Genomic DNA, 12,586 nt, shown 5'->3' with positions numbered 1-12,586 from the left:
TCGCATCCGATTCTTCCGATCAGGAACCTCGCTTCGAATCATTCAGACTTGGCTTGTCGGTCTGAGCCATTCAAGCAAAACTCCCGATCGACAATCGGATAGGCTCTCTTCCGGCTTAAATCCCCTGCATTTCAATAGGAATACAAATAATTAGGAAAGGACGGCTGACCCGTGATCCGCCTCCAGCATCTTCACAAAAGCTATCTAGTCGGCGGCAGCGAAGTACCGGCGCTGACTGACATCAATCTGGCTATCGAGCCCGGTGAAATCTTCGGAATCATCGGACACTCCGGCGCTGGCAAAAGTACGCTGCTCCGATGTATCAATCTCCTCGAGCGGCCGACCGAGGGCCAAGTGCTCGTCGGCGGCACCGATCTCACCGCTCTCCCTTTGGAGGAGCTGCAGGCGTGGCGTCGGAAGATCGGAATGATCTTCCAGCACTTCAACCTGCTGTCCTCCGCCACCGTTCAGGATAACATCGCCTTCCCGCTGCGCCTCGCGAAGCGGCCGAAGGCTGAGATCGAACGCAGGGTGAGCGAGCTGATCCAGCTGGTCGGGCTCGAGGAGCATCGCAGCAAGTATCCCGCTCAATTGTCCGGAGGACAAAAGCAGCGGGTGGGCATCGCCCGAGCGCTCGCGGCGGAGCCGAAGGTTCTGCTCTGCGACGAAGCCACATCGGCGCTTGATCCGCAGACCACCGCCTCCATCCTGGCTCTGCTCCGGGACATCAACCGCCGCTTCGGCCTCACCATCGTGCTCATCACCCACGAGATGCAAGTCATCCGCTCCGTCTGCGACCGACTGGCCGTCATCCAAGACGGGCAAATCGTCGAATCCGGGCCGGTGCTGGATGTGTTCCTGAGGCCCCAGCATCCGACGACCAAGGAATTCATCGAACAGGTCGAGGACTCGGCAGAGCTGCGCGATGCCGTCCAGCGAGAGAAGGCGGCCGGCAACCGGAACATCGTCCGCATCACCTTCATCGGCGATAAGACGTATGAGCCCGTTCTCTATGAGACGATGCGCGAGACGGACACCTCCTTCGCCATTCTGCAGGGGACCATCTCCCGCATGAAAGATACGCCGTACGGGCAGCTTGTCGTCAATCTGAACGGAACGCCCGAGCAGGTGGACGAAACCGTCCGACTGCTCCGCAGCCGGGGAGTGGAGGTGGAGACTCTATGAGCGGAACTCTCATTGCCTCGCTGGAATCACTCGGCTTGTCGAGTCTGGCGGACCTGTTCTCCAAGAATAGCCCCGGATCGGTTCTCTTGACCCGGTTGGCCTCGCTCGCGTCGGATTCCAAGCTGCAAGAGTGGATCGATGCAATCAGCTGGCCGCAGATCGGCCAAGGTCTCATCTCCACCCTGCTCATGCTCGTCATCTCGGTGCTCTTCACCGTGATCATCGGGCTGCCGCTCGGGATTCTGCTCTATCTGAGCTCTCCGGGGCAGCTCTTGCAGAACCGGCCGCTCTACGCGGTGCTCTCCTTCGTGGTGAACATCCTGCGTTCCGTCCCGTTCATCATCCTGATGATCGTCGCCTTCCCGCTGACGAAGCTCATCGTCGGCACCACCATCGACGTCCAAGGCGCGATTCCGCCACTCGTCTTCGCAGCGGCTCCGTTCTTCGCACGGCTCGTCGAGACCAGCCTGCGCGAGGTCGATCGCGGCGTCATCGAGGCCTCGCAGGCGATGGGAGCGAGTCGCACGCAGATCGTCCTGCGCGTGCTTCTGCCGGAATCACGCTCCGGCCTGATCGCCGCCGTCACCATCACGGCGGTCAACCTGGTCTCCTACACGGCGATGGCCGGCGCCGTCGGCGCAGGGGGGCTCGGCGACCTGGCGATCCGCTTCGGCTACTACGGCTTCCAGCCTGGCATTCTGCTCGTCACCGTCGTCATACTGGTCATTCTCGTTCAGGTTTTGCAAACGCTCGGAGACTTTTTCGTTCGGCGGTACATCCGCAAATAGCGCATCTCCCGGTTTCAACAGCGTGTTAACCAACACGCTCAAGATAAAGCTTCATTATAATCTATTCATTAACGGAGGGGTTTTACATGAAAAAATGGTTAGCACTCGGCGTTACCCTGGTTCTCGCAACAAGCCTTGCCGCCTGCGGCAAATCCGATAAGACGCTCAAGGTCGGAGCGACCGCCGTTCCCCACGCGGAGATTCTCGAGCACATCAAGCCTGCCCTCGAAAAAGAAGGCATCAAGCTAGAAGTGAAGGTATTCAACGACTACGTGCTTCCGAACACCCAAGTGGCGGAAAAGCAGCTCGACGCGAACTTCTTCCAGCATGTCCCGTATCTCGAACAGCAAAATAAAGAACGCGGCCTTTCCCTCGTAAACGTCACCGGCGTGCACATCGAACCGATTGGCATCTACTCGAACAAGATCAAGAAGCTTGACGAACTTGCAGATGGAGCAACCATCGCGGTTCCCAACGACCCCAGCAACTTCAGCCGCGCGCTGCTTCTCGTCGCGAAAGCCGGCTTGATCGAGCTGAAGGATGGCGTAGGCTACTCCGCTACCGAAGCCGACATCACCTCGAACGCCAAGAAGCTCGTCTTTAAGCCGCTGGATGCTGCGATGATTCCCCGCACCCTGGATGAAGTCGATGCCGCTGTGATCAACACCAACTATGCGCTGGAAGCGAAGCTGTCTCCGTCGAAGGATGCCCTCTTCCTGGAAGACAAGGATTCCCCTTACGTGAACATCCTCGTCTCCCGTGAAGACAACAAGGATTCCGACGCCATCCAGAAGCTGGCGAAGGCTCTGAACTCCGAAGACGTCAAGAAGTTCATTCAAGAGAAATACGGCGAAGCGATCGTTCCCGCGTTCTGATCCTTCCTCAATTCAAACCGCCCGATCATCGGCTTAATGCTCTCGATGATCGGGTGGTTTTTCTTCTTTTCAGGCGATGATCATGGTCCATTTCGGTTGTCACGATGGGGAGAACACCCATTAGGGCTATTTTCTTAATTTTCTCACAAATCCCCCAATCCTCGAATCAAATGTGGTACAATGAAGCAACGGTTTGAAAATGCCGGATTCGGTTTAATTATTTCTAAGCTCAAGGCAGTTTGTATATCTTAGAGATACAGGCACCACAAATGCGACTCATGGGGAGGAAACCGTAGTGGCAAAAAAAACCGATGAAGTGAAGGAAAGCCTGATTGAACTCGCCCGCATTTATCAACCCAAGGACGCTCGCCAATTCGTCAACGACTTCGTGCGCAAGTACCGGATTACCAAGGGATACGAAGAGGAATTGACCCAACTCGTGAAGACGGAGATGAACAAGGTCAAAATATCAGTTTGACCTTCCGCTACATAAATGGATATCCAACAACCAAGCCCCTTGCCAGCGCAGGGGGCTTTTGATTTGTCCATTTTTCGACACCGCTCGGGAACGCCGTTTGCGAATGTCTTCCTTATATTGTCCCGCTTCCCTCCGCTATGTTACAATTTGAGACATGCATGATCATGTTAGGAGGATTCACGTGCTTATTATTGGAATTGCCGGCGGGACGGGGTCGGGGAAGACGACCGTAGCCCGTTCGATCATCGAGAAGCTTGGGGAAAGCAATGTCGCCCTGATCTCTCAAGATAATTACTACGCGGACGGCTCCGCTCTCTCTTTTGAAGAACGTACGCATATCAATTACGACCACCCGGATTCATTTGACAACGCTCTCTTGGTTCGGCAGCTCATGCAGCTGAGGGAAGGCTCTGCGATCGAGATGCCGACCTATGATTTTACCACCCACACCCGATCCCCGAAGACCGAGCGAATCGAGCTCCGTCCGGTCGTTATCCTGGAAGGCATGCATGTGCTGGTGGACAAGACGCTTCGCGAGATGCTCGACATCAAGATCTTCGTGGACACCGAATCCGATGTGCGTGTTCTCCGGCGGATTCTGCGGGATATCAACGAACGCGCACGCACGCTCGAATCCGTTCATGAGCAGTACATGCACTCGGTTAAGCCGATGCATGATGCCTTCGTCGAGCCCTCGAAGAAATACGCCGACCTCATCATTCCCGAGGGCGGGGAGAATGAAATCGGCATCTCCTTTATCACCGCCCGCATCGAACGGTATCTCTCAGACTTGTAAGCAGCTGAGCTTCGAATTCTAAGTTATTCACGATCTGCCCAAGTTTTTAAGCAAACAAGGCATCTTTCTCCGCAGTCTGCGGGAAAGATGCCTTGTTTGGTCTCTTTTTCTGTCTTTTTCAGATCCGCCCCCCGTTATTGGCAAACACCTTCTCGAACACTTTCTCCCCTAATCATGTGGGTGTGTTCGGCGCCAACCTAAGATGGGCATCGATTCGAGAATGATGGGTTTTGAGCTGAATGCTTTTCGTTCTTCCCTACAAATACCGCTTGAAGCCGTGATAGCGGGTCCCCTGGTACGTCAGATCTCCGGTATCCCCTTCCGCAAGAAGGCCGAATTCTCCGTCGCGGACCATGAATTCCATCCGTTCGCCGCTGTCCAACTGATAGGTCACATAATAATCCGTACTTGTCGAAGAAGACATCGGTCCGCTCCCGTCAGAGTCGTTGCTGTGGCGAACATCGCTTCGTTTGCTCACAATGCGGGCGCGCACCGTGAGGACGGGCATGCGGTTATTTCTAGACCATTCTTTAACCCCTCTGACTATAGCGAACACAATAAACCCCACAAAGAAAGCAAAACCCAGCCCAATGAGGATAGGTATGGCCGTGACCATAAAGTCTCCGAACCCTCCCCCGCTATCACCAAATCTGCCAGGACTCATCCTAAATCCCTCCTACCAATAAATATCGTTCTTGCCTTCTACCTAAAGATAGAAAACGCCAGATCCATGAAGAGAGGACCTGGCGTGATGTGTGGTTCTATGCTGCTTGGGTTCACCCGTCGATGCTGATTTATTTCACCGTGTCCTTGCCGCCTTTGGCCTTGAACACTTCGCCGATCGCGCCCAAGCTGCCGAGCGCTTCCATCGCCCCGGTCGGGATGAACACCTTGTTGGCGGATCCCTTGGCGATTTCGTTCAGCGACTCGAACGATTTGTACGCAAGCACATTCTCGTCCAGACCGGCTTGCTTCAGAAGCTCGATCCGCGCTTTCTCGGCTTCCGCAACAGAATGGATCGCCTTCGCTTGACCGAGCGCTTCCAGCTCCTGTGCTTGGCGCAAGCCTTCCGCCTGACGGATGCGCGCTTCCCGCTCGCCCTCGGCCTTCAGGATCTTGCTCTGCTTGTCGCCTTCCGCGCGGAGGATCATATCCTGCTTGGCCGCTTCCGCTTCCAGCACGATCGCCCGCTTGCTCCGTTCCGCCTTCATCTGCTTATCCATCGCTTCCTGAATATCCATCGGTGGCTTGATGTCCACGACCTCGACGCGCTCGATGCGCACGCCCCATTTTTCCGTTGCTTCGTCCAAAGCTACACGCATCTCGGAGGAGATCTTTTCCCGTCCGGAGAGGGTTTCGTCCAGCTCCATCTTCCCGATGATCTGCCGAAGCGTCGCCGTCGTGATGTTCCGCACCCCGGACACATAGTCGAGAATACCGTACGTAGCTTGTTCCGGTCCAACGACTTGATAGAAGATGATGTTGTCGATCTGCACCTGCACGTTATCCTTCGTGATAACCGTCTGCGGCGGCACATTCGCCTGCTGAATCCGCAGGTCGTGATAGACGCGAACTTGCTCGATGATCGGTATGAGAATATTAAGACCGGGAGTCAGAAGACGATGAAACTTCCCGAGTCGTTCGACGACCCCAACCCGCTGCTGCGGAACGACCTTGACCGTCATGGCCACGAGCACCACGACCAGAACCGCAACAATAATCGCAATAATCATTCCATTCTCCATGCTACATGCCTCCCCATTTTTGAACTTCCACAACCGTGCTCCCGCGATGAACGATAATGACCTGTTCCCCCGGAATGAGCGGCGCATCCGAACGCGCACTCCACGTCTCGTTGCCGATCCGGACGATCCCGAGACCGTTCTCCCCGGTCCCTTCCATCACCACGCCCTGCTTGCCGATCAGATCGTCAATCGCATCGCGAAATCCCCGCGAAGACCGCAGCTTCTTTGTGAGCGGTTTCGTAAACACCGTAAGCGCAAGCGCCGTAACCCCGGCCAGGACAACCTGTACGAGATACGCATCCGGCAGCACCAAGGCGACCAACCCGCCGACCAAGGTGCCAATCCCGAGCCACAGCAGATAAAAGGTCAAGGTAAACACTTCCGCGACAAGCAGCACAGCGGCAATCACCAACCAGATGATCCATCCCATCATGAATTCACCTCCGGTCGAATCAATCTCATACGATATATACGTGAAAATCGGCGAAAAGTATTCAAAAACTTTCATCGCACTCCATTATTCGCCCATGCATAAAGTATATCACCGGATTTCTTGCAATCCTACAGAAAAAATCCCTTTTACTCCTGCAAGCATATCCGTTCGAATCTATTCAGATCTTTGGAGGAGCACATGAAAGGAGCGGTATCCCCTTGCCTCTCAGACGAATCATCATCGACCTCTCCAACCGCCATCTCTATCTCCTGGAAAATAACATCGTCATCCGCGGATACCCGGTAGGCATCGGGCGAATGGTGACGGAGACTCCACAGGGCGAATTCCATATCATCAACAAGCAGCCGAACCCGGGCGGTCCGTTCGGCGCTTTCTGGATGGGCTTATCCAAACCGCATTACGGCATCCATGGCACGAACGATCCTTCCTCCATCGGGCACATGGTCTCGCATGGCTGCATCCGCATGTACAACTCGGATGTCTTGGAGCTGGCCACCCTCGTGTCCGTCGGGACACCGGTGACCATCCGCTCTTAGAGTCTGTTAAACCGGCGCGCAGCCAGATAGCGTCCTCTACCGCGTGGCAGAAGACCGCCGCTTGGCTGCAAGTCCGAATATTCCGCTGAACAGCGCATATACCAGCACCCCGCAGAGCGCCCCCGTCCCATCCAGCAGCACATCCTGGACGAGAGGCGTCCGGTCCCCAGTAAACCACTGATGCACCTCATCCGTCGCCGCATAAGCGAGCCCGAGCATAACCGGGATCAGCAATGCGGCCAACCGCGAACGGACAAGCGGAGTAAGCGCCCAACTGAGCAGCAGGGCAAACATGAGATAGATTCCGAAATGCGCTCCCTTGCGGATGAAAAACTCCACAAACGCATACACCCCGAGCGAACGAACGCTGATCTCTTTGCCTGCATACGTAAACCGAACATCCGAGAAATGCTCCTGCACGAAATGCGCCGGGATCCACTCTCGAAGCTCCGGCTGCAGATTTTGCTGTTGATAGGTTTGACTCGAGAAATAGAAGATTAAGCCCATCCAGGCGAACACCAGCAGCCAACGAAACCAGCGAATTCGAGAAGTCTTTCCCACAGCAGTTCGTCCCATTTCGACACTCCTATCCATAAATCCCCATATTGTCTTTATCTCTTCTAGCTTATTGTTTATAATAATAAGACGCGGTTCCGGTATCAACCGTTTCCGGTTATTCTCTCTTTTCTGGAGGTTCCTATGAAAAAGAAGCTTCTCATCACCCTCGCAGCCCTCATCATCGTCCTCGGAGGAGGCGGTTGGTACGCCAAGAAGGTCCTGACCGATAAAATCTTCGACCAGGTCGAGGTCGCCCTGAAGGACCCGGAAATCCAAAAGCAAATCGCCGAGCTCGACACGGACAAGCTCCAGGAAGAACTGAAGACCATCGATACAGACAAGCTCATCGCCGAAGCAAACGGTAGTTCGGCCGCTCCTTCTTCCAGCCCTGACGGCAAGAGTTCTTCGAATACAGCAGCACCATCTGATAGCTCCAAGAGCACGACCAAGCCCGGAAGCTCCACACCCAAGCCATCGACCCAACCGGACAAAACCCCCGCAAAAGACAACAAGCCCTCGGAGGGGCTTGCCTTTGACAGCCGCAACGACGCAGCCAACTATGCCATGAAGAAATTCAGCGCGAGCGAGATCGTCCATTACATGTCCGCCTATAAGAACAAATCCAGCATGACCAAGGAAGAGAAACAGAAGATGAAAGCCGAGATCCTCTCCCGCTTCAACAGCGCCGAAATCAAAGCCTTGACGGAAGCGGCGAAGTAGAACAAATTTTATTGATAGATTTCATTTTGTGAAAAAATGATGTTCATCTTGCTCTCGGCCCTGCTGTTGATCGGATCAAGCGGTCATGTATGGGCAGAGGGCATCATCATGTTCACACGCATGCTCGACAAGGAAGAAACAGGCTAGCAAGAAAATGTTGACTAGATCACGACATATGCAGCTTCAGCTGTCGGCTACCACTACCAGCATCAACTGACAAGCGGGATCCCCAAGCAATTTTGGCCTAGTCAAGATTCGACAGCCTCTCAATATACCACAATGCTATTTTGATCTTTTGGGTTTAGTGACACTGCAGGTGACTTCAAGTGGAATGAGGCGATTTAACAAGCTTCGCTCGCAAAGTTTGGTCACAGCAGAGCAACTGATCGAGTCTCCCGCTGGCGTGAATCTCCTTCGGTTAGATTACGGGACTATCGATGTCATTATAAATACGAAAGAACTACAAGCGCTGTTAACCATACGGCTTCCGTCGCTGTTAAATCCTATACTGGAATATCTATCGGATTATATCCAAGTTTCTCTATAATTTCTATAATGATTTTCCTATATTCACTTCGTAGAAATCCATGACTTCTATTTCGTTCTCTAGTTCATGGAAGATCCCCGTTGAAAATTGTCAGCATAGGTAGCCTCTAATGCTTGTATATTCATTCCCGCCTGTGCAAATGCCACGGCATTTTAAGAATGAGTATGAACAATGCCACCAATCCCTGGATATCTCCTATACAACTCCTGATGTGTTTCCGTATCAGAAAACGGTTCCCATTTGCCTTCCACAACATTAGCAAGTTCAACTACAAAAGATATTTCCCCAAGTATATATAACAATACCCTTTGCTACCAAATTCAAATTTGCTTCATTAACTTCATTCTTCTATCCTTCTAACATGATCATTCTCCACAACCTTTTTTTTCTGCGCTTCCATAAGTACTCTTATAGTATGTTCTGTTCCCAATTGCGAATCGAACATCGCTTTCCATCCTAACATCTGTAGCTTATCACTGTTAAGAGATGAATTACTCATTGGATTAAAAGCTGCTTTTTCAGTTGTGTTCGGTAATTCAAATAGTAATTTTGTACCACCATACTTTGCAAAACACTCAGCAATTTCTTTAATAGTCATAATGGAATCCGGATTTGAAACATTATATGCTTCACCTGGTTTTCCTAATATCAATGTAGTTAAAATGGCTGTTGCACAGTCGATCATATAGCAATAAGACCGAATTTGAGAACCATCACTTTTCATCACTAAATCTTTACCATCCACAACATCAAATGCAAAAACAGATGATATACGATTATCACTTCTAGACGCTGTAGGACCATAAATATGTCCTGGACGAATAATGCTAACTGGTACTTTTTTTTCATAATAATAGCTTGTACATAATGTTTCCGCTGCAAGTTTGCTAATGGAATATGATGAACGGGGATTTAATATATCAATATAACCGTATTCCTCTTCTATAAATGGATCAGAATTCTCCTTTTTTCCATATATTTCACTCGACGAAATAAAGACTGTATTAATAACTTTTTCCTGTTCTGCATAATCCAAAAGTTCTTTCATCCCAACAAAATTATCTATCATTGTTTCTACTGGCTTTGATTGAATCGCAGATGGATACGCATTACTTGCTCCATGAATCACATAATCACAGGAAAAATTGAAATTATTCTTCTTACTTGCATCATAAGGCACAAACTCTAAATATTTTTCCCCAATATATTTTGAAAACCTTTTATTAAACTTCTCTTCACTTCTACCAGCAGCATATACTTTTATATTACTACCGTTTCTTTTTATGTAGTACAATAACAAATCAACTACAGCCGAACAAATTAATCCTGTAGCCCCTGTAACTAACACAGATTTAGCTTCCATCTTCTTTATCAATGTCAATTGATCTATCGTATTATCCAAATCTTGCATATATGTAATACTATTATATAGATCCATAGCTTTTCTCCCTATTTAAGCCAGTCAGAACGCTTTGCCATCAAGAGTGCTTTAAATATATCAATATCCTCAACCGTGGTTAATTTAATATTCTTTTCAGATCCAGCCGAAAAATGTACTTGCTCTCCCATTTCAATCATTAAAGTACAAGAAGCAATCGAATTAGTAATTCCAGCCTCTAAAGCCTTTCTATGTAAGTAACATATTTTCCCAATTCGGAACCCCTGTGGAGTCTGTGTTCGTTTTAAGTTGTCACGTGGGTAACTACCGGCAGATATAATACTATCTTCCGTCTGCAACATTGCTTCAGCACATGGTATTGTAGCAATACCAGAACCGTACTGCATTGATTTAACGATACAATCTGAAATAATTTCAGTAGAAACCAATGGCCTAATAGCATCGTGTATTAAAACAATATCATCGGGTGAATAATGTTTTTCTAATTCATAAACACCATTACGAATAGAATCTTGACCATTTTTCCCACCAGTGATTACATACTTAAGTTTTGTAATCTTAAATTGATTAGCATACGCCCATAAAACTTGTTCCCAGCCCTCTATGCAGACCACTGCAATTGCATCTATATCTCCATGATTTTGAAATGCCTCTAGAGTATACACTATCACCGGACGCTCATTTACAGTAATAAATTGTTTTGGAATATCCTGATGCATACGTGTGCCAGACCCGCCAGCTATTAAAAGCGCAATATTTGCCATATCTACCTCCAAGTTGATCAATGAAATTGAAAATATCTTAGTGCTTTAAACTTTATTTCAGTCTTCGAGTATCTATAGTTTTTCATACTTTTTGGCTCAACACCGAAATCAGTACTGACTCAAAGAGGGCCTAAACGAAGGAGCAGAGGGGTTCTGGAGAAACGATAGTGGTCGCTTCTAATAGAACGATCCCACCATAAACGTCTTATTTCAATAACGAATTGTGCTTAAACAGTGATCGGAATAATATTCTGATCCACAACGAATCCCTAGGACCTAAAGTAAAGCCATGTTTTTTACTAACCTACTTTTTAAATGTTATAAATATCATAATCAACTTTTTCCTACTTATTACTACCAAAGCAAATATACTAACAATGATAGAATATCTCACGATAATCACTCTGTATGTAAAAATCATTAGAACCATAATCCCTAAGACAATTGTCGAACTTACTATCATTCCTTTAAAATCATATAGCAAGTTGACATTTATGTTTTCTTTAACACATATTTTCTTCATAAAGATATAATGCATAACCGTATATAGAATATAGCATACTAACGTTGTATATCCAGCCGTAAAATATCCATAATACGGTATAAATATATAATTTAAAACCAAGTTTATTATAGCGCAAAAAGTTGATGCAATTGCTATAAACTTTGTTTTTTTGAAATAATATTCAACATTACTAAACAAAGAATATAGAAAAATAAAATAAACCGAAGTAGCAATTGGTGGGATCACCCAAACTGCTTCATAATATTGCTTGCCTGCAAAAACCATTATAAGTTCTGGAGCAAAAGCCATAGAAAGAATTGAAATAATACCAACAAAAATATATAATACTGTTGCATTTTTCCGTAGCTTTTCATAAGACTTATCACGAATTGCAATAAATGTATATGGGGTAAAAGAATTATTAATTGCATTCGTAATTAATTGCATCATCATACCGATTGTATAAGAAACACTATATTTTGCTGCAGCGGAACTACTAACCATATTATTTATCATTATTCTATCTGATAGATTTAAAATCATTGATGATAAATAATGTGGAACCAGAGGTATATTAAACCTGAGCCCATATATCCAATATTTTTTTTCTATTTTATAGTTTCCTTTTTTTATTATATGGATATACAAACTTAACCCAACTAACACTTTACAAATCGCATCTGAATAAATCCTTGCCTCTAATTTATGTGGAAAAATAATTACCGCTATTATCCCTAATACTATACTTCCAACGGACATCAATATGCTAATACAAACAAGTTTACGATATCTAAATTCATATCTTTGACTTGTCGCCCAGAATTCGTAAGCAGGCAACGTGTATAATTGAATAAACATGGCTACCATTAACATTGGAGATAGGTTCAGAGTAGTAGTCCATAACTTAATGTCAGATAAATAAATAGCTAAAACTATCGTTGTTAATAAAGTAGATAGTTCCAATAATGATGAAGTTAGGCGATTTTTATCCTTTTCATGCTCTATTAAACCTCTTCCATAACCACCTAAAAATAAATTCAAAGTAGCTAGAATTGTGAGCACTCCATACCATGACTGAAATACGGAAAAACTTCCATATTCTTCAGTAGTAAGCAGTCTTGTAAAAATTGGAGTTGAAAATAGCACAATTCCTTTTTGCAATATGTTACTTATTGCGAACCACAAAGATGCTTTAACAGGTTCTGATAAAGTTTTATATCTATTTCTTATTTTCAC

15 protein-coding genes are annotated in these 12,586 nt (G+C 47.6%); 7 read left to right on the top strand and 8 right to left on the bottom strand.

The window, feature by feature from the left end; translation table 11 throughout:
- The first annotated feature begins 171 nt into the window (after positions 1–171).
- From BN2684_RS06660 to udk, 5 genes are all read left to right on the top strand, one after another.
- Positions 172–1,185 (top strand): methionine ABC transporter ATP-binding protein, encoded by a 1,014-nt coding sequence (locus BN2684_RS06660; protein WP_058301376.1) that lies wholly within the window; start codon positions 172–174, stop codon positions 1,183–1,185.
- Entirely contained in the window at positions 1,182–1,973 is a 792-nt protein-coding gene (locus BN2684_RS06655; RefSeq protein ID WP_082651801.1) for a methionine ABC transporter permease, read from the top strand. Before BN2684_RS06660 ends, BN2684_RS06655 begins: the two co-directional genes overlap by 4 nt.
- An 86-nt stretch (positions 1,974–2,059) precedes the next feature.
- Positions 2,060–2,848, top strand: a complete 789-nt coding sequence (locus BN2684_RS06650) for a MetQ/NlpA family ABC transporter substrate-binding protein (RefSeq protein WP_058301375.1) — start codon at positions 2,060–2,062, stop codon at positions 2,846–2,848.
- A gap of 295 nt (positions 2,849–3,143) precedes the next feature.
- Positions 3,144–3,326, top strand: a complete 183-nt coding sequence (locus BN2684_RS06645) for a hypothetical protein (protein WP_058301374.1) — start codon at positions 3,144–3,146, stop codon at positions 3,324–3,326.
- A gap of 181 nt (positions 3,327–3,507) precedes the next feature.
- On the top strand, positions 3,508–4,122 hold the full coding sequence (gene udk, locus BN2684_RS06640; protein ID WP_058301373.1) for a uridine kinase: 615 nt from the start codon (positions 3,508–3,510) through the stop codon (positions 4,120–4,122).
- A 256-nt stretch (positions 4,123–4,378) separates the two neighbouring features.
- On the opposite strand, the gene BN2684_RS06635 is transcribed toward udk, so the two are convergent.
- The 3 genes from BN2684_RS06635 to BN2684_RS06625 form a co-directional block, all read right to left on the bottom strand.
- Complete coding sequence (locus BN2684_RS06635) at positions 4,379–4,786, bottom strand: DUF2500 domain-containing protein (RefSeq protein WP_058301372.1); 408 nt, start codon at positions 4,784–4,786, stop codon at positions 4,379–4,381.
- Between the two features lie 130 nt (positions 4,787–4,916).
- Positions 4,917–5,867, bottom strand: a complete 951-nt coding sequence (locus BN2684_RS06630) for an SPFH domain-containing protein (protein ID WP_058301371.1) — start codon at positions 5,865–5,867, stop codon at positions 4,917–4,919.
- 1 nt (position 5,868) lies between these two features.
- Positions 5,869–6,300 carry an NfeD family protein gene (locus BN2684_RS06625; RefSeq protein WP_058301600.1) on the bottom strand — a complete coding sequence of 144 codons (432 nt, stop codon included), beginning with the start codon at positions 6,298–6,300 and terminating at the stop codon, positions 5,869–5,871.
- Between the two features lie 218 nt (positions 6,301–6,518).
- Between BN2684_RS06625 and BN2684_RS06620 the strand changes: the two genes are divergently transcribed.
- Positions 6,519–6,857: a L,D-transpeptidase gene (locus tag BN2684_RS06620; protein ID WP_058301370.1), complete on the top strand. Its 339-nt coding sequence runs from the start codon at positions 6,519–6,521 to the stop codon at positions 6,855–6,857.
- 36 nt (positions 6,858–6,893) lie between these two features.
- On the opposite strand, the gene BN2684_RS24460 is transcribed toward BN2684_RS06620, so the two are convergent.
- Positions 6,894–7,433 (bottom strand): VanZ family protein, encoded by a 540-nt coding sequence (locus tag BN2684_RS24460; RefSeq protein WP_058301369.1) that lies wholly within the window; start codon positions 7,431–7,433, stop codon positions 6,894–6,896.
- A gap of 123 nt (positions 7,434–7,556) precedes the next feature.
- On the opposite strand from BN2684_RS24460, the gene BN2684_RS24455 reads away from it, so the two are divergent.
- Complete coding sequence (locus BN2684_RS24455) at positions 7,557–8,135, top strand: hypothetical protein (RefSeq protein ID WP_058301368.1); 579 nt, start codon at positions 7,557–7,559, stop codon at positions 8,133–8,135.
- Between the two features lie 699 nt (positions 8,136–8,834).
- Here the strand turns inward: BN2684_RS24455 and BN2684_RS25340 are convergent.
- The 4 genes from BN2684_RS25340 to BN2684_RS06590 all read right to left on the bottom strand — a co-directional run bounded on the left by BN2684_RS25340 (position 8,835) and on the right by BN2684_RS06590 (position 12,586).
- Complete coding sequence (locus BN2684_RS25340) at positions 8,835–8,933, bottom strand: class II aldolase/adducin family protein (RefSeq protein ID WP_392388999.1); 99 nt, start codon at positions 8,931–8,933, stop codon at positions 8,835–8,837.
- An 89-nt stretch (positions 8,934–9,022) separates the two neighbouring features.
- Positions 9,023–10,120 (bottom strand): NAD-dependent epimerase/dehydratase family protein, encoded by a 1,098-nt coding sequence (locus BN2684_RS06600; RefSeq protein WP_058301366.1) that lies wholly within the window; start codon positions 10,118–10,120, stop codon positions 9,023–9,025.
- An 11-nt stretch (positions 10,121–10,131) separates the two neighbouring features.
- Positions 10,132–10,845, bottom strand: a complete 714-nt coding sequence (locus BN2684_RS06595) for an IspD/TarI family cytidylyltransferase (protein WP_058301365.1) — start codon at positions 10,843–10,845, stop codon at positions 10,132–10,134.
- Between the two features lie 304 nt (positions 10,846–11,149).
- Positions 11,150–12,586 (bottom strand): lipopolysaccharide biosynthesis protein, encoded by a 1,437-nt coding sequence (locus BN2684_RS06590; protein ID WP_159065770.1) that lies wholly within the window; start codon positions 12,584–12,586, stop codon positions 11,150–11,152.

Origin of the sequence: Gorillibacterium timonense, assembly GCF_001457415.1 — a bacterium.
GTDB classification, from domain to species: domain Bacteria; phylum Bacillota; class Bacilli; order Paenibacillales; family NBRC-103111; genus Gorillibacterium; species Gorillibacterium timonense.
This window is presented reverse-complemented; position numbering and strand designations above follow the sequence as displayed.

Bases quoted from the DNA above. Each gene is read 5' to 3' on its own strand.
- BN2684_RS06655 (WP_082651801.1), top strand. From the start codon at position 1,182: ATGAGCGGAACTCTCATTGCCTCGCTGGAATCACTCGGCTTGTCGAGT.
- BN2684_RS06650 (WP_058301375.1), top strand. From the start codon at position 2,060: ATGAAAAAATGGTTAGCACTCGGCGTTACCCTGGTTCTCGCAACAAGC.
- BN2684_RS06635 (WP_058301372.1), bottom strand. From the start codon at position 4,786: ATGAGTCCTGGCAGATTTGGTGATAGCGGGGGAGGGTTCGGAGACTTT.
- BN2684_RS06630 (WP_058301371.1), bottom strand. From the start codon at position 5,867: ATGGAGAATGGAATGATTATTGCGATTATTGTTGCGGTTCTGGTCGTG.
- BN2684_RS06625 (WP_058301600.1), bottom strand. From the start codon at position 6,300: ATGATGGGATGGATCATCTGGTTGGTGATTGCCGCTGTGCTGCTTGTC.
- BN2684_RS24460 (WP_058301369.1), bottom strand. From the start codon at position 7,433: ATGGGACGAACTGCTGTGGGAAAGACTTCTCGAATTCGCTGGTTTCGT.
- BN2684_RS24455 (WP_058301368.1), top strand. From the start codon at position 7,557: ATGAAAAAGAAGCTTCTCATCACCCTCGCAGCCCTCATCATCGTCCTC.
- BN2684_RS06600 (WP_058301366.1), bottom strand. From the start codon at position 10,120: ATGGATCTATATAATAGTATTACATATATGCAAGATTTGGATAATACG.
- BN2684_RS06595 (WP_058301365.1), bottom strand. From the start codon at position 10,845: ATGGCAAATATTGCGCTTTTAATAGCTGGCGGGTCTGGCACACGTATG.